The sequence below is a fragment of the Rhodoferax sp. GW822-FHT02D07 genome, assembly GCF_058802405.1.
In genome coordinates this window covers 279,014-294,227 of record NZ_JBXAOD010000003.1, presented here as the reverse complement: position 1 = coordinate 294,227, position 15,214 = coordinate 279,014, and the positions used below count along the sequence as shown (strand labels likewise).

Annotated in this window: 14 protein-coding genes and 1 pseudogene; 10 read left to right on the top strand and 5 right to left on the bottom strand. The window is 65.3% G+C overall.

The window, feature by feature from the left end:
• Positions 1–79 precede the first annotated feature (79 nt).
• The 7 genes from AC1RNN_RS09510 to AC1RNN_RS09480 are packed head-to-tail and all read left to right on the top strand — an operon-like array spanning position 80 to position 6,384.
• A complete protein-coding gene (locus AC1RNN_RS09510; protein WP_493088483.1) occupies positions 80–994 on the top strand; it encodes a carbohydrate ABC transporter permease in 915 nt (304 codons plus the stop codon).
• Between the two features lie 8 nt (positions 995–1,002).
• Positions 1,003–1,857 carry a carbohydrate ABC transporter permease gene (locus AC1RNN_RS09505; RefSeq protein ID WP_493088481.1) on the top strand — a complete coding sequence of 285 codons (855 nt, stop codon included), beginning with the start codon at positions 1,003–1,005 and terminating at the stop codon, positions 1,855–1,857.
• A gap of 13 nt (positions 1,858–1,870) precedes the next feature.
• Positions 1,871–3,013, top strand: a complete 1,143-nt coding sequence (locus tag AC1RNN_RS09500; protein WP_493088479.1) for an ABC transporter ATP-binding protein — start codon at positions 1,871–1,873, stop codon at positions 3,011–3,013.
• Positions 3,010–3,912, top strand: coding sequence for a glucosamine kinase nucleotide-binding domain-containing protein (locus AC1RNN_RS09495; protein ID WP_493088477.1), 903 nt, complete (start codon positions 3,010–3,012; stop codon positions 3,910–3,912). The genes AC1RNN_RS09500 and AC1RNN_RS09495 overlap by 4 nt, the downstream gene beginning before the upstream one ends.
• A gap of 10 nt (positions 3,913–3,922) precedes the next feature.
• Positions 3,923–4,945 carry an SIS domain-containing protein gene (locus AC1RNN_RS09490; protein ID WP_493088475.1) on the top strand — a complete coding sequence of 341 codons (1,023 nt, stop codon included), beginning with the start codon at positions 3,923–3,925 and terminating at the stop codon, positions 4,943–4,945.
• A gap of 9 nt (positions 4,946–4,954) precedes the next feature.
• Entirely contained in the window at positions 4,955–5,770 is an 816-nt protein-coding gene (locus AC1RNN_RS09485; protein ID WP_493088473.1) for an aldose epimerase family protein, read from the top strand.
• A 5-nt stretch (positions 5,771–5,775) separates the two neighbouring features.
• Complete coding sequence (locus AC1RNN_RS09480) at positions 5,776–6,384, top strand: TIGR00645 family protein (protein ID WP_493088471.1); 609 nt, start codon at positions 5,776–5,778, stop codon at positions 6,382–6,384.
• Here AC1RNN_RS09480 and AC1RNN_RS09475 read toward each other — a convergent pair whose 3' ends face one another.
• Both AC1RNN_RS09475 and AC1RNN_RS09470 read right to left on the bottom strand, forming a co-directional pair.
• A complete protein-coding gene (locus tag AC1RNN_RS09475) occupies positions 6,385–7,326 on the bottom strand; it encodes a cation diffusion facilitator family transporter (protein WP_493088469.1) in 942 nt (313 codons plus the stop codon).
• A gap of 53 nt (positions 7,327–7,379) precedes the next feature.
• On the bottom strand, positions 7,380–10,340 hold the full coding sequence (locus AC1RNN_RS09470) for a DNA topoisomerase III (RefSeq protein WP_493088467.1): 2,961 nt from the start codon (positions 10,338–10,340) through the stop codon (positions 7,380–7,382).
• Positions 10,341–10,442: 102 nt separating this feature from the next.
• On the opposite strand from AC1RNN_RS09470, the pseudogene AC1RNN_RS09465 reads away from it, so the two are divergent.
• From AC1RNN_RS09465 to AC1RNN_RS09455, 3 genes and pseudogenes are all read left to right on the top strand, one after another.
• Positions 10,443–10,922, top strand: a pseudogene (locus AC1RNN_RS09465) (SET domain-containing protein); the annotation flags it as partial.
• Positions 10,922–11,692: a biotin--[acetyl-CoA-carboxylase] ligase gene (locus tag AC1RNN_RS09460; RefSeq protein ID WP_493088465.1), complete on the top strand. Its 771-nt coding sequence runs from the start codon at positions 10,922–10,924 to the stop codon at positions 11,690–11,692. The pseudogene AC1RNN_RS09465 and the gene AC1RNN_RS09460, both read left to right, overlap by 1 nt.
• A gap of 7 nt (positions 11,693–11,699) precedes the next feature.
• Positions 11,700–12,359, top strand: coding sequence for an SPOR domain-containing protein (locus AC1RNN_RS09455; protein WP_493088463.1), 660 nt, complete (start codon positions 11,700–11,702; stop codon positions 12,357–12,359).
• Between the two features lie 9 nt (positions 12,360–12,368).
• Here AC1RNN_RS09455 and AC1RNN_RS09450 read toward each other — a convergent pair whose 3' ends face one another.
• From AC1RNN_RS09450 to AC1RNN_RS09440, 3 genes are all read right to left on the bottom strand, one after another.
• Entirely contained in the window at positions 12,369–13,814 is a 1,446-nt protein-coding gene (locus tag AC1RNN_RS09450) for a sensor histidine kinase (protein WP_493088461.1), read from the bottom strand.
• A gap of 99 nt (positions 13,815–13,913) precedes the next feature.
• Positions 13,914–14,588 carry a response regulator gene (locus tag AC1RNN_RS09445; protein WP_294769623.1) on the bottom strand — a complete coding sequence of 225 codons (675 nt, stop codon included), beginning with the start codon at positions 14,586–14,588 and terminating at the stop codon, positions 13,914–13,916.
• 86 nt (positions 14,589–14,674) lie between these two features.
• Positions 14,675–15,157, bottom strand: a complete 483-nt coding sequence (locus AC1RNN_RS09440; RefSeq protein WP_493088459.1) for a MarR family winged helix-turn-helix transcriptional regulator — start codon at positions 15,155–15,157, stop codon at positions 14,675–14,677.
• Between the last annotated feature and the right edge of the window lie 57 nt (positions 15,158–15,214).

Below are 15,214 nucleotides of genomic sequence, written 5' to 3'. Positions count from 1 at the left end.
GGGCCACGGGCCTGCACCCTTGTGCCGCATTGCATCGTTTTGTTCTTCCGGTTTCCGTTTCCGACCAACAAGGTCTCCCATGAAATTAGGCTTCTCCTGGCGGGTGATGGTGTTCATTGCACCAGCCCTGCTGATCTACGCCACCTTCAGCGCGCTGCCGCTGATCGATACCCTGCGTCTGGGGCTGTACAGCGCCGACGACACCGGCGCCCGCAGCTTTGCCGGGCTGGCCAACTACATCACCATCCTGAGCGATCCGCAGTGGTCGGCCAGCTTCTGGAATGCGATGTGGAACAACCTCAAGTTTTTCTGCATCCACATGGCGGTACAGAACCCCGTGGGCCTGCTGCTGGCTGCCTTGCTGTCGTTGCGCAATGTGCGCTTCGCTGCCACCTACCGCACCGTCTTCTTCCTGCCCACGTTGCTGTCGGTGGTGATCATCGGTTTTGTCTGGCAGCTCATCCTCTCTCCGCTGTGGGGCGTGTCCGAACGCCTGCTGTCCTTCGTGGGACTGGGCGACTGGTTTGCGCCCTGGCTGGGGCTGGAGACCACTGCGCTTACCACCGTATCCCTGATGTCGGTGTGGCAGTACATCGGCGTGCCCATGATGCTGATCTACGCCGCGCTGATCGCCATTCCCGAAGACATCATCGAAGCCGCCGTGGTGGAAGGCGCCTCGCCCTGGCGCATCTTCTGGCAGATCCGTTTGCCGCTGATCTTGCCCACGCTGGGCCTGGTGACCATCCTCACTTTCGTGGCCAACTTCAATGCCTTTGACCTGATCTACACCGTCAAGGGCGCCGTGGCCGGGCCCAACTACAGCACCGACATCCTGGGCACGCTGTTCTACCGCACCTTCTTTGGCTACCAGTCGCAGGTGGCCAGCCCGACCATGGGGGCGGCCGTGGCCACCATCATGTTCCTGGTGATTCTGGTGGGCGTGGCCATTTACTTCCTCGCGGTGCAGCGCAAGCTGCACCGCTTTGCCATGTGAGGTTGCCGATGGCAAACACATCCCGCTCCAAACCTCTGCCTTTCGCGCCTAGCCGCGTGTTTGTGCATTTCACGCTCATCACCTATCTGCTGCTGGCGCTCCTGCCCATCCTGCTGGTGTTCATGAACTCCTTCAAGAGCCGTGACGCCATCTTCAACGACCCGCTGGCCTGGCCCACGTCCGAGACCTTCTCGCTGATCGGCTACACCAAGGTGCTGGGCCGCTCCGATGTGCTCATGTACTTCGGCAACAGCTTCATCGTCACCATCGCCTCGCTGTTTTTCATCCTGCTGTTCGGGGCCATGGCAGCCTGGGGCCTGTCGGAGTACCGGTTCAAGGGCAACCGCTGGCTCAAGTTTTTCTTTGCCTTCGGCATCATGGTGCCCATCCGCCTGGGTACGGTGTCCATCCTGCAGCTCATGGTGGAGCTGAACCTCGTCAACACGCTGACTGCGCTGGTGCTGGTCTACGTGGCCCAAGGCCTGCCGCTGGCCATCATGATCCTGTCCGAATTCATGGGCCAGGTGCCCAGCGAGCTCAAGGACGCAGCGCGTTGCGATGGCATCGACGAGTTCCGCATCTTCTTCCAGGTCGTGGTGCCGCTGATCCGCCCGGCGATTGCCACGGTGGCCGTGTTCACCATGGTGCCGATCTGGAACGACCTGTGGTTCCCGCTGATCCTCGCGCCGTCCGACAAGACGCAGACCATCACGCTGGGCATCCAGCAGTTTGTGGGCCAGTACGCCACCGACTGGAATGCCGTGCTGGCCTCGCTCTCGCTGGCCATCGTGCCCGTGGTCACCCTTTATGCCCTGTTCTCCCGTCAACTGATTCGCGGCATCACCGCGGGCGCCGTCAAGTAAAAAGTACACCACCATGGCAAGCGTTTCCCTTAAAAACTTTTCCAAGAGCTACGGCAGCAACGACCCGGTGCTGCACAACATCAACCTGGAGATCGAGCACGGCGAACTGGTCGTGCTGGTCGGCCCCAGCGGCTGCGGCAAGTCCACGCTCTTGCGTGTGCTCTGCGGCCTGGAAGACATCAGCAGCGGCGAGCTGCGCATTGGCGACGACCTGGTCAACGACCTGCCACCCGCCGAGCGCGGCATTGCGATGGTGTTCCAGAGCTATGCGCTGTACCCGCACATGACGGTGTACCGCAACATGTCCTTTGGTCTGAAGATCCACGGCGCCAGCAAGGCCGACATCGACAAAAAAGTGCGCGACGCCGCCAAAGTACTGCACATCGACCACCTGCTGGAACGCCTGCCGCGCGAGTTGTCAGGCGGGCAGCGCCAGCGTGTGGCGATTGGCCGCGCCATCGTGCGCGAGCCGCGCCTGTTTTTGTTCGACGAACCTCTCTCCAACCTGGACGCCGCGTTGCGCGCCAAGACGCGCATCGAACTGGCGCGCCTGCATCGTGACCTGGGTGCCACCATGGTCTACGTGACGCACGACCAGGTGGAAGCCATGACCCTGGGCGACAAGATCGTGGTGCTCAGCGAAGGCCATGTGCAGCAGGCCGGCACGCCGCTGGCGCTGTACCAGCAGCCGGCCAACCGCTTTGTGGCCACCTTCATCGGCTCGCCCACCATCAACCTGCTGCCGGCCCGCGTGATCGAGGTGTCCGACGCCGGCGCACGCTTGCAGCTGGGCAATGGCAGCAAGGTGTTGGCCACGGTGGATGCCACGCAGCTGCAGGTGGGCGAAACGGTGGAAGTGGGCTTGCGTCCCGAACACTGCGAAGTGCTGCCCGCAGGCGTGGCTCCCGGACCGGATGACACCGCGCTGGACGCCGAAATCACGCTGGTGGAGCACCTGGGCGAATCCAACCTGCTGTACCTCAAGATGGACGATGGCCAGGAACTCATCGTGCGTGGCGACGGCAATGCCGAGGTGCGTCTGGGCGATTCGGTCATCGTGCGCGCAGCGCCTGCAGCGCTGTACCTCTTCAAGGCCGATGGCACCGCCTGCACACGCCTAAACCCGGGCAATATGCGCTCGGCCCACGCCCGATGAACGTCCGCTGGAATTTCGACACACTGCCCGCCCACATCCACTACGCCATTGGTGTGGACGGTGGTGGCACCAGCACGCGGGCGCGTGTGGTGCACCGCAGTGGTGTACTGGTGGGTGAAGGCAAGGCGGGCGCCTCGGGGCTGATGCAAGGCATTCCGCAGGCCTGGCGCCATATTGCACAGGCCATTGCCAATGCCGTGGACGGACGCCTGCAAGCCGGCTGGCCTGCGCCTGACACGGCCAACACCGCACTGGGCCTGGGCCTGGCTGGCGCCAACAATGCGGACTGGAACGCCGAGTGCCTCGCAGCGAACCCCGGCTACACGCACCTGGTGCTGGAGTCCGATGCATTGATTGCCCTGCTGGGTGCCCACCGCGGGGCACCCGGCGCGCTGGTCATCATGGGCACGGGAGCTATTGGCCTGGCGCTGCATGCGGATGGCCAGCGCACGACCACCGGTGGCTGGGGCTTCCCATGCGGCGATGAAGGCAGCGGTGCTGATTTGGGGCTGCAGGCCGTTAACCTCACTCAGCGCGCTGTGGACGGGCGCCACCCCCATACGCCGCTCACGCGCGATGTGTACGCGACGCTGGGGGGCACCCCCGAAGCCCTGCTGGCTTGGTGTGGCACGGCGCGCCAGTTTGAGTACGCCACCCTGGCGCCCAAGGTGTTTGCGCATGCCGAGCAGGACGTGGAAGCAGTCCACATGCTGGCGCGCGCCGCGCAAAGCCTGCAGTCTCTTGCCACCGCGCTGGACGCCACGCACGCCCTGCCGCTGGCGGTGGCCGGCAGCATTGCCCAGCGCCTCTTGCCCCGGCTGTCCCACGCCATGGTGCGGCGCGTGGTGCCTGCCCAGGGCGACGCCATGGACGGCGCGCTTGCCCTGTGTTTTCAGTAAAGGATGGATTGTGAGTACTTTGATGTTGGAAGAGGCCCTGGCCTCGTCGCGCCAGGTGGCGCAACAGCTGGCCGCAGACGAAGACCGCTACGCGGCCCTGGGCGCTGCGCTGCGCGCGCTGCCGCCCCAAGGCGCGGTGACGATTGCGCGTGGCAGTTCGGACCACGCGGCCGCCTACTTTGCCTATCTGGTCATGTCGCGCACCGGGCAGTTGGTCACGTCGTTGCCCATGTCCTTGCTGACGCTGTACAAGGCGCCTCTGGCCAAGCAGCGCCTGCTGGCCGTGTCCATTTCTCAGTCGGGCCGCAGCCCGGACCTGATCGAGCCCATGCAGCTATTTGAGTCCGCAGGTGCCACCACGGTGGCGCTGGTGAACGACACCAGCTCGCCCTTGGCCGAGGCGGTGGATTGGGCCATGCCCCTGCACGCCGGTCCCGAGAAGAGCGTGGCCGCGACCAAGAGTTTCATCTGCGGCCTGGTGGCCGGTGCGCGCCTGGCCGCGCACTGGGGCGCCCATGCCGACCTGCTGCTGGGCCTGCAGGCCTTGCCCGCTGCGCTGGACGACGCCTGCAAGCAGGACTGGAGCAGCGCGGTGGAGCCGCTGCGCACCGCCAGCAAGCTCATGGTGATTGGCCGTGGTCCCGGTCTGGCGATTGCGCAGGAGGCCGCACTTAAATTCAAGGAGACCTGTGCCATCCAAGCCGAGGCCTTCAGCGGTGCCGAGGTCAAACACGGCCCGATGGCGCTGGTGGACCAGAACTACCCCATGCTGGTGTTTGCGCTGCGCGGCCCCGCGCAGCAAAGCCTCATCGACTTGGCGGCTGAGATGCGCGGCCGTGGCGCCCAGGTGCTGCTGGCCGCACCCGCCGATGTGCCGGGCCGTGACCTGACGCTGGCCACGGCTCCCCAAGAAGACCTGGACCCCATCACGGCCATCCAGAGCTTTTACCTGCTGGTGGAGGCCGTGGCGCGCGCGCGCGGCGCCAACCCTGACCAGCCCCGCCACCTCTCCAAGGTCACCACCACCCGATAAACTGGGTGGATGAAGGTTCAGACTCTGTTGTTCGAAGGCGCGCCGGCGTTGCGCCTGCAAGGCCCGTCGGGCGATACGGTGACCGTGCTCCTGCGCGGGGCGCAAGTGATTTCCTGGGTCGATGCCCAGGGCGTTGAGCGGCTCTACCGCAGCCCCACCTCGCCCCCCACCGGGCCGCAGGCGGTGCGCGGCGGGGTGCCCGTGATCTTTCCGCAGTTTGCAGCGCGTGGCCCCCTCATGCGCCACGGCTGGGCCCGCATGCGGGAGTGGACGCTACTCCCCGCGGACGCCCAGGAACCGGAGGTCGGTATTTCCCTGCAGTTGCACAACGCGGTGGGCGATGACCCGCAGTGGCCCCATGCCTGCGTCTGCACGCTCACCGTGGGCCTGTTGCCCCAGGGGCTGCGCATGTCACTGGCGGTGGAGAACACCGGCAGCACACCCTTCACCTTCCACGCAGCCTTGCACAGCTACTTTGCGGTGCCGGATGTGACGCAGGCCAGTGTGCACGGCGTATTGCCCGGGGGGGCGATCCTGCCGCTGCGCGAGCCGATCGACCAGCTCTTTGAGGCTGTGGCCGGACCGGTGGAGCTGCACAGCCCCTTGGGGCTGCTGCGGTTGGTGCGGTCCGGGTTTGACGATGTGGTGGTTTGGAATCCGGGCCCGGATGCCGTGCTGGCCGACCTGCCCGCGGGCGGCTACCGCGACTTCGTCTGCGTGGAACCCGCAGCCGTGACCCAGCCGGTGCGGCTGGATGCCCGTGCCCGCTGGGAGGGTGTCATGCGGGTTTCCTACAATCGCGCCCACACTTCCCTGGATCTCTGACTACCATGGCCGCCAACAAGACCCCTTCCTCCGCCAAGCGCTCGCTGCGCCCCCTGCCCAATTTCATCTTCGCCAGCCGCTGGCTGCAGCTGCCGCTGTACCTGGGCCTGATTGCGGCGCAGGGTGTGTACGTTTTCCACTTCTGGGTGGAGCTGGTGCACCTGCTGGAGGCCGCGTTTGGCAGCCAGACCGCGCTGCAGGCGTTGGTGACCAGCATTGGCTATAAGTCCGACATCGCCGTGCCAGCGCTGAACGAGACCATCATCATGCTGGTGGTGCTGGCGCTGATTGACGTGGTGATGATCTCCAACCTGCTGATCATGGTGATCGTGGGCGGTTACGAGACCTTTGTGAGCCGCATGGACCTGGACGGTCACCCCGACCAGCCCGAGTGGCTGAGCCATGTAAACGCCTCGGTGCTCAAGGTCAAGCTGGCAACCGCCATCATCGGCATCAGCTCCATCCACCTGCTCAAGACCTTCATCAACGCGGCCAACTACGACGTCAAGGTGCTGATGTGGCAGACCATCATCCACGTGGTATTCCTGCTCAGCGCATTGGCCATTGCCTACACCGACAAGCTGCTGAGCAGCAGCCACTCCGCAGAGCACTGATCAGTTCAGCGGCAGGTGGTCGGCATCCGGCCGCTGAGCCGGATCGACGTGCGTCATGAGGTTGAGCACGCGGTGGCGCTGCAGCACGGCAGCGCGGGCCGCCACGGCAATGTTATGGCCCTCTTCCACGCTGAGCTTGGCATCCACTTCGATGTGGGCATCGGCCACTACCATGTCGCCCATCTTGCGCGTGCGCACATCGTGCACGCCCGCCACGCCCGGTGTGGCCAGCAGCGTGGCGCGTATGGCCTGCACCTCGGCCTCGTCCAGACCGCGGTCCATCAGGTCGTGCAGCGCGTCCCAGCCAAATTCCCAGCCCATCTTGCCCACCATCAGGCCGACGATGAGCGCGGCGATCGGGTCCAGCAGCGGAAAGCCAAGCAGATTCCCGATAAGACCCAGACCCACGACGAGGGATGAGGCGGCGTCCGAGCGGGCATGCCAGGCGTTAGCCACCAGCATGCTGGATTTGACGGACTTGGCCACGCGCAGCATGTAGCGGAACAGCAGCTCCTTGGACACCAGGGCGGCACCCGCCACCCACAGGGCGATGGGGTGTACCACGGCAATGGAGTCGGGGTCCTGCAGTTTGCCCAGCGCAGACCAGACCATGCCCACGCCCACGGCGAGTAACAGCATGCCCAGCGCCAGCGAGGCAGCGGTTTCGAAGCGCTGGTGGCCGTAGGGGTGGTCTTGGTCCGCCTCTTTTTGGCTCTGGTGGTTGGCCACCAGCACCACGAAGTCCGCCACCAGGTCCGACAGTGAGTGGATGCCATCCGCGATCAGCGCCTGGGACTTGGCGAGTACGCCCACCACGATCTGCAGGGTGCTGAGAACCAGGTTCACCGCCACGCTGACCCAGGTGCTGCGCGTGGCTGCAGCCGCGCGCTTGGCGGCGCTGTGAGGGCTGTGCTCGGTATCTTCGCGCTCGATGAAGTTCATACGTGGTTCGCAGTGAAAATCACGGAGTGTGGCATCGCTGGCTTATGGCGCCCTTAGCTCAGGTGCTTGCCGGCAATGCCGGCCAGCTCGAACATCGTGACCTGCGGCTTGCCGAACACTTCCAGCAGCTTGGCATCGGCGTTGATGCTGCGCTTGTCCTTGGCGTCCTGCAGGCCGTTGGCCTTGATGTAGTCCCACAGCTTCTTCATGACCTGCGGGCGGGCAATCGGCTCGGCGCCAATCACGGCGGCCAGCGCGGCACTGGGTTGTTTGCCGCTGGCGGCGGTGGTCTTGCGCGGGGCTTTGGGCTTGACCTCCTTGGTCGCTGCAGCTTTCTTTGTGGGTGCTTTTTTGGCTGCAGCCCCCGTAGATGCTGCGCGAGCAGCTCCTGTTTTGGTAGCGGCAGTTTTGCCGGCGGCCTTGTAGGCCGTCTTGCGCGGCGGGAACTTGCTGGGTGCGAACTCGAAGTTCACCTTGCCGGCCTCGGCGTCCCAGGCCAGCATGGCCTTGAAGGCGCGGCGCGTGCGCATGGAGACAAACTTGTCCAGCAGGTCGGTCTTGCCGGTGGCCAGCAGCTTTTGCATCTGCTCGCGCTCGATGGGCTGCTGCAGGATGATCTGGCCGCTCTTGAAGTCGCAGCTGGGCGTGGGCTGGGCGTGCGTAGGGACGGACTTTTCGCAGACGTAGTTCTTGCCATGTTCGAACACGCTGCCACCGCACTTGGGGCAGGCGCCCAGCGCCGTCTGCGCGCTGAAGTCCACGATCTCGCCGTCCTCTTCGCCGGCCTTGTCGTCGCCGAAGTCGAATTCGAGCTTGTAATTCTTGGCCTCTTCGTCGAACTTGATGACCATCTCGGCCACAAAAGGCCAGCCCGCCTTGGAGCGGAAGCCGTCCAGCGGACCGATGTGCTTGTCGCGCAAGAATTGCTCCACCTCGGCCGGTTCGAACGTGCGGCCGGCGGGGGACTTGCCGAAGGAGAAGCCACAGCCGTCGTCCGTACCCTGCTGGCCGGTGCAGCCGTAGCGACGGTAGTTTTCCTTGACGATGCCGCCGCAGTTGGGGCAGCGCGCGGTGAGCGTGGCGTAGTCGCCAGGGATGGTGTCGCGGTCGTATTCCTTGGCCTTCTTGACCATGCGCTCGGTCATGGCGGCAATCTCGGCCATGAAGGCATCGCGGCCCAGCTTGCCTTGCTCCATTTGCGCCAACTTGTATTCCCATTCGCCGGTCAGCTCGGCCTTGGAGAGCTCTTCCACGCCCAGGCCACGCAACAGCGTCATGAGCTGGAAGGCCTTGGCCGTGGGGATCAGCTCGCGGCCTTCGCGCAGCATGTATTTTTCGGCAATCAGGCCTTCGATGATGCTGGAGCGGGTGGCGGGCGTGCCCAGGCCTTTTTCCTGCATGGCTTCGCGCAGTTCGTCGTCTTCCACGGTCTTGCCGGCGCCTTCCATGGCGCCCAGCAGCGTGGCTTCTGAGTAGCGCGCCGGTGGCTTGGTCTTGAGGCCCTTGGGCTCCACGGGGTCGCCCTTGACTTTTTCGCCGGGGGCCACGGGCACCAGGTTCTGGCCCTTGTCACCGTCCTTGGCATCTTCCACTTCGGCGGCGGCTTCCTTGCCGTAGATGGCCAGCCAGCCCGGCTTGACCAGCACCTTGCCTTCGGTCTTGAAGCTATGGTTTGCAGCTGTGGTGATCCGCGTCGTGACCTGGTATTCGGCACTGGGGAAGAAGATGGCCATGAAGCGGCGCACCACCAGGTCATAGATCTTCTGCTCGGCCTCGCTCAGGCCGCTGGGTGCCTGCAGCGTGGGGATGATGGCAAAGTGGTCCGAGACCTTGGCGTTGTCGAAGACGCGCTTGGTCGGCTTCACATAGTTTCCCTTGACGGCCTGGGCGGCAAAGGGCGCCAGGTGCTTCATGCCGCTGTCGGCCAGCATCTCCAGTGTCTGCTTGACCACGGGCACATAGTCTTCGGGCAGGTTGCGCGAATCGGTACGCGGGTAGGTCAGGGCCTTGTGGCGCTCGTACAGGCTTTGGGCAATGGACAGCGTGGTCTTGGCGCTGAAGCCGAACTTGCCGTTGGCCTCGCGCTGCAGGCTGGTCAGGTCGAACAGCAGGGGGCTGGCCTGCGTGGTGGGTTTGCTCTCTTCCGTCACCGTGGCGGCTTGGCCACGCACGGCGCTGGCAATGGCCTGGGCCTGGTCCAGGCTCCAGACGCGGTCGGCTTTCTTCTCGGCGTCGTCCGCGTCTTTTTTGTGCGTGGGGTTGAACCACTTGGCGGGGTATTCACCGGCCTCAGCTTGGAAGGTGGCATGCACTTCCCAGTAGTCGCGGCTCACGAACTTGCGAATCAGCTCTTCGCGCTCCACCACCACGGACAGGGTGGGCGTCTGCACCCGGCCCACGGTGGTGAGGAAGAAGCCGCCGTCGCGGCTGTTGAAGGCCGTCATGGCGCGCGTGCCATTGATGCCCACCAGCCAGTCGGCTTCGGAGCGGCAGCGGGCAGCGTCGGCCAGCGGCTGCATCTGCGCATTGGTGCGCAGGTTGTCAAAGCCGTCGCGGATGGCCTGGGGTGTCATGGACTGCAGCCACAGGCGGCTCACGGGTTTGCCCAGCGGCTTGGTGCCACCGGCGTACTGCTCGATCAGGCGGAAGATCAGCTCCCCTTCTCGCCCCGCGTCACAGGCGTTGACGAGGGCGCCCACGTCCTTGCGCTTGGCCAGCTTCACCACGGCGTTCAGGCGCGTCTTGGTCTTGTCCACGGGCTTGAGGTCAAAGTGGGGCGGGATCACCGGCAGGTGGGCGAAGCTCCACTTTCCGCGCTTGACGTCGTACTGCTCGGGCGCCTGGATTTCCACCAGATGGCCCACTGCGCTGGAGACGACGTAGTGGTCGCTCTCGAAGTATTCGTCATGCTTTTCGAACTTGCCCGCCGTGGGCGTGAGCGCCCGCACGATGTCCTGGGCGACCGACGGCTTCTCCGCAATAACTAGTGTTTTGGTGACAGCTTCGTTTTTCATCTGACTACAATCCAAATCTCGCGTGCGCGCAGGCGCGCACTTGCACACGCAGGCACGCACACGTGCGCGCCCATACGATTCACCATACCAAATTTTCGATCCGTGGCAAAAAACCCAGTGAATTCCTCCCTCTCCACAGGGAATCGCCGCATTCAGGCCCGGCGCTCGGGTGTGCACGGCAAAGGCGTGTTTGCAGTGCAGGACATTGCCGAAGGTGAAACCATCATTGAATACGTGGGCGAGGTCATCAGCTGGCAGGAGGCGCAGGACCGCCATCCGCACGACCCCAAGGACCCCAACCACACCTTCTACTTCTCGCTGGAAAACGGCGATGTGATCGACGCCCTCTATGGCGGCAACTCCTCACGCTGGATCAACCATTCCTGCGATGGCAACTGCGAGGCCGACGAGGTGGACGGCCGTGTCTTTATCAAGGCCTTGCGCAATATCAAAGCCGGCGAAGAGCTGAACTACGACTATGGCCTCATCATCGACGAGCGCTACACCAAAAAGCTCAAGGCCGAGTACCCCTGTTGGTGCGGCAGCAAGAACTGCCGCGGCACGCTTCTGTCCCCGAAACGATGACAGTGCGCTGGCAGGCGGAGGCCATCTGGGAGGCCGTGAGCCCCCTGTGGCCGACTTTCTCGGTCGAGGTCCTGCCGGAGATTGATTCCACCAACACCGAGCTCATGCGCCGTGCGCGCGCTGGGCAACTGGACCCTATCCTGCTGGTGGCCGAGCGCCAGACCGCCGGCCGGGGCCGGCTGGGGCGGGACTGGAAGAGCGATACCCAGGGCCAGGGCGGCACACTGACTTTCTCGCTGGGCGTTCCCCTGGCGCCCGCCGACTGGTCTGGCCTCTCGCTGGCCGTGGGGCTGGCCGTGGTGCACAGCCTGCACCCGGCCTTGCGCCTCAAATGGCCCAACGACGTCTGGCTGGACGGTCGCAAGTTGGCCGGCATCCTCATCGAGACCGCGGGCGTGGGCGATACGCGCTATGCCGTGATCGGCGTGGGCATCAACCTCAGCCCGCGCGAGGCGACCGATCTGCGTACCCCGCCTGCGGCCTTGCAGGAGCTGCTGCCGGGCGTGCAGGCGCCTGATGTGCTGGGCCAGGTGGTGCCCGTGCTGGTGCGCATGGTGCAGCGGTTTGCCGCGCAGGGGTTCGCGCCGCTGCGCGATGACTTTCACGCGCGTGATCTGCTCAACGGCCAGGAGGTGGTATGCAGCGACGGCACCACCGGAACGGCCCGCGGCGTGGATGCCAGTGGCGCACTGCTGGTGCATACTGCCCGGGGATTGATCACAATTAACAGTGCGGAGGTCAGTGTGCGGCCTGCGCCTGCCGCCTGACCCGACTATGTTGCGTTTGCTTGTCCTGATCTTGCTGTTGGCCAACGGCCTCTTCTTCGCCTGGAGCCAGGGCCTGTTGCGAGCCTATGGCTTTGCGCCGGTGGCCGTGAGCGAGCCGCAGCGCGTGGAGCAGCAGATCAAGCCCGAGGCCATCCAGTTGCTCAACGCCAATGAAATCAAGCGCGTGGAAGCCCAGGTCCAGGCCGACCTTGCTCCCAAGGAATGCCTGCAGGCCGGCCCCTTTGACGACGAGCAGACTGCCGTGCTGCGCAAGGCGCTGGAATCGGGCCTGCCCTCGGGCTCCTGGCAGCTGGAGCAGGGCAAGGTGCCTGCGCACTGGATCATCTACATGGGCAAGTACGCCAGCACCGAGCTGCAGGCCAAGAAGCGCGTCGAGCTGACTGGCATGGGCATCAAGTCCGAGGTGGTGACGGCGCCGGCGCTGGAGATCGGCCTCTCGCTGGGCGGCTTCGAGACCGAGGCGGAGGCCAAGGCCGAGCTGGCCCGCCTGGTGCCCAAGGGCATCCGCACGGCGAAGGTGGTGCAGGAGCGCGAAGAAGGCAGTGCCAGCACACTCAAACTGCCGGCCGTGACCGAGATGCTGCGCAGCAAGATGGGCGAACTCAAGCCCGCGCTGGCCGGCAAGTCCCTCAAGACCTGCACCTGAACCTGGCGCTCAGGCGCTGTCGGGTCGTTGGTGAAAGCGTAGGGTGAAGCTCGCACCCGGCATGGCGGCGCCGGGCTTGGCGTCCTCCACCGAAATGCTGGCGTGGTGCTGGCGCGCAATCTCCAGCACGATGGGCAGGCCCAGGCCTGAGCCGTCGGCTTCATTGCCCAGCGCGCGGTAAAAGGGTTGGAATACCAGCTCGCGCTCGGCCACCGGGATGCCGGGGCCCGAGTCTTCCACCTGCAGCACCAGCGCCTTGCTGAAGGGATCCACCAGCACGCGCGCGGTGATGACGCCGGGCTTCTCGGGGCTGCTGGGGGTGTAGTTGATGGCGTTGTCCACCAGATTGCGCACCATTTCCTTGAGCAGGGTCGGGTTGCCGGGGATGGTGGCGCCGTCGGTGCCGGGCTGCACGCCTTCAAAGCCCAGGTCGATGTGCTTGTCCATGGCGCGCGGCACGCAGTCGCGCACCACGTCCATGGTCAGGCGTGCCAGGTCGCATGGCTGGTGGCTGAGCACGGCGCCGCTGCTCTCGGCGCGTGCCAGCGCCAGCAGCTGGTTCACGGTGTGCGTGGCGCGGATGCTGGAACGGCCAATCTGGCGCAGCGACTGTTTCAGGTCTTCGGCATTGGCGCCTTCGCGCTGGGCCAGGTCGGCCTGCATGCGCAGTCCCGCCAGAGGGGTCTTGAGCTGGTGGGCGGCGTCGGCCAGAAAGCGCTTCTGCGTGGCGATGGAGTCCTTCAGGCGCATCAGCAGGTCGTTCACCGAGGACACCAAGGGCACCACCTCCAGCGGCACGGCTTCCACGTCCAGCGGGCTCAGGTCGTCGGGGCTGCGCGCGCGGATGCGCTCCTCCAGACTGTTGAGTGGCTTGATGGCCTGTACCAGCGCCAGCCAGACCAACAGCACCGCCAGCGGCAGGATGACGAACTGCGGCAGCATCACGCCCTTGACGATCTCGGTGGCCAGTACCGAGCGCTTGTCCATGGTTTCGGCCACCTGCACCAGCGCGGGTCGTCCTTCGGCCAGGTCCAGCCGCACCCAGGTGTAGGCGACCTTGAGGTCGGTACCGCGGTACTCGATGTCGCGCATGCGCACCTCGCCGGGCGTCTGGCGCTCGTCATCGGGCGGCTGGGGCAGGTCTTTCTCGCCGCTCAGGTATTCGCCCTGGCTGCCCAGCACCTGGTAGTACACGGTGTCCACATCGTTCGCGCGCAGCAGTTCGCGCGCGGGCAGGGGCAGGGTGAACTGGGCGCGGTTCTTCTGTACCGTGACGAGCTGGGCCAGCGCGCCCACGTTGTACTCCAGCGCCCGGTCGAAGGGCTTGCCGGCAATGCTCTGCGCCACCAGCCAAGTCAGCACCAGACTAACGGGCCACAGCAGCAGTAGCGGCGTGAGCATCCAGTCCAGGATTTCCCCGAACAAGCTGCGTTGCTCGCGCTGGAAGAGTTTCACGCCAATGTCAGGGCAATTTGCCGCCAGGCCGCCCCAAGGCAAATTAGCCCCCCTGGGGGGCAGCGACCCGCGCAGCGGTGGAGCGTGGGGGTCATACTGTCAAGGGGCAATCTTTTCCAGGCAATAGCCCAGACCGCGCACGGTTGCGATGCGGATGGGGCCCTTCTCGATCTTTTTGCGCAGGCGGTGGATGTAGACCTCGATCGCGTTGTTGCTGACCTCTTCGCCCCATTCGCACAGGCGCTCCACGAGCTGGTCCTTGCTGACCAGGCGTCCTGCGCGTTGCAGCAGCACCTCCAGCAGGCCCAGCTCGCGCGCCGACAGCTCCACCATCTTGCCGTCGATGGTGGCCACGCGGCCGGCCTGGTCGTAGGTCAAGGGGCCGTGCTTGATGCTGGCGGAGGTGGCGCCCATGCCGCGGCGCACCAGGGCGCGCACACGGGCTTCCAGTTCCTGCAGGCTGAAGGGTTTGGCCATGTAGTCGTCGGCGCCATAGTCCAGACCCTTGACGCGCTCGTCCACGCTGTCGGCCGCGGTGAGGATGAGCACGGGCAGCGAGGAGCCGCGCGCGCGCAGCTTCTTCAGCACCTCCAGCCCATGGAGCTTGGGCAGGCCCAGGTCCAGGATCAGCAGGTCGAACTCGGTGTTGGTCATCAGGGCCGCGTCGGCCTCGGTGCCACTGGCCACATGGTCTACCGCCGCGCCGGCGCTGCGCAGGGCGCGCAGCAGGCCATCGGCCAGTACCTGGTCATCTTCGGCAATCAGTATTCGCATGGCGGTCTCCGTGTGGTGTTATTGGCTGCGCCTTTGGTCCATTCTAGGCCGCCACCTTGTCGGCGGACTTACTGGCCGCCCGCCGTCTATTGCCCGCCATAGGCCTCCAGCCCCAGTGTGATGACGGTGGCCACTTCCGGGCTGACGGCCTCATGCAACTCTGCCTCGGCCTGCTGGACGGCATCCTGGTAGGCCGCGAGCCAGGCAAGGCCGGTGGTGGTGAACTGCACGCGCCGGGCGCGTGCGTCGCCAGGGTCTTCGGCCCGCTCCACCATGCCCCAGGCCTCGCACTGGGTCACCAGCGTGCCCATGGCCTGCTTGGTCATGCCGGCGCGCTGTGCCAGGTCGGTCAGACGCGAGCCTTCCACCGCCAGATGCCGCGTGATGTGAATGTGCGCCGCGCCCACCTGCCCGCGTCCGGCCAGGTTGGAGAGGCCCAGCGGCACACCGGGGTGGCGCGCCATGAGCGCCAGCACGCGTGCATCAAAGCGCTCCAGCGCCAGGCGCAGCCAATGCCCCAGGTGGTTCTGGCGCCAGGTGTCGGCGGCGTGCAGGGGGAGATCGGGCATGGCGCAAATAGTAAAGCAAACTGACTAAAAAATGTATTTACGCCACGCAAGAAGCGC

Excerpts from the sequence above, each read along its gene's own strand:
- AC1RNN_RS09480 (WP_493088471.1), top strand. The coding sequence starts at position 5,776 with ATGGCCGCCAACAAGACCCCTTCCTCCGCCAAGCGCTCGCTGCGCCCC.
- AC1RNN_RS09475 (WP_493088469.1), bottom strand. The coding sequence starts at position 7,326 with ATGAACTTCATCGAGCGCGAAGATACCGAGCACAGCCCTCACAGCGCC.
- AC1RNN_RS09485 (WP_493088473.1), top strand. The coding sequence starts at position 4,955 with ATGAAGGTTCAGACTCTGTTGTTCGAAGGCGCGCCGGCGTTGCGCCTG.
- AC1RNN_RS09505 (WP_493088481.1), top strand. The coding sequence starts at position 1,003 with ATGGCAAACACATCCCGCTCCAAACCTCTGCCTTTCGCGCCTAGCCGC.
- AC1RNN_RS09470 (WP_493088467.1), bottom strand. The coding sequence starts at position 10,340 with ATGAAAAACGAAGCTGTCACCAAAACACTAGTTATTGCGGAGAAGCCG.
- AC1RNN_RS09510 (WP_493088483.1), top strand. The coding sequence starts at position 80 with ATGAAATTAGGCTTCTCCTGGCGGGTGATGGTGTTCATTGCACCAGCC.
- AC1RNN_RS09440 (WP_493088459.1), bottom strand. The coding sequence starts at position 15,157 with ATGCCCGATCTCCCCCTGCACGCCGCCGACACCTGGCGCCAGAACCAC.
- AC1RNN_RS09455 (WP_493088463.1), top strand. The coding sequence starts at position 11,700 with ATGTTGCGTTTGCTTGTCCTGATCTTGCTGTTGGCCAACGGCCTCTTC.
- AC1RNN_RS09500 (WP_493088479.1), top strand. The coding sequence starts at position 1,871 with ATGGCAAGCGTTTCCCTTAAAAACTTTTCCAAGAGCTACGGCAGCAAC.
- AC1RNN_RS09460 (WP_493088465.1), top strand. The coding sequence starts at position 10,922 with ATGACAGTGCGCTGGCAGGCGGAGGCCATCTGGGAGGCCGTGAGCCCC.
- AC1RNN_RS09495 (WP_493088477.1), top strand. The coding sequence starts at position 3,010 with ATGAACGTCCGCTGGAATTTCGACACACTGCCCGCCCACATCCACTAC.
- AC1RNN_RS09445 (WP_294769623.1), bottom strand. The coding sequence starts at position 14,588 with ATGCGAATACTGATTGCCGAAGATGACCAGGTACTGGCCGATGGCCTG.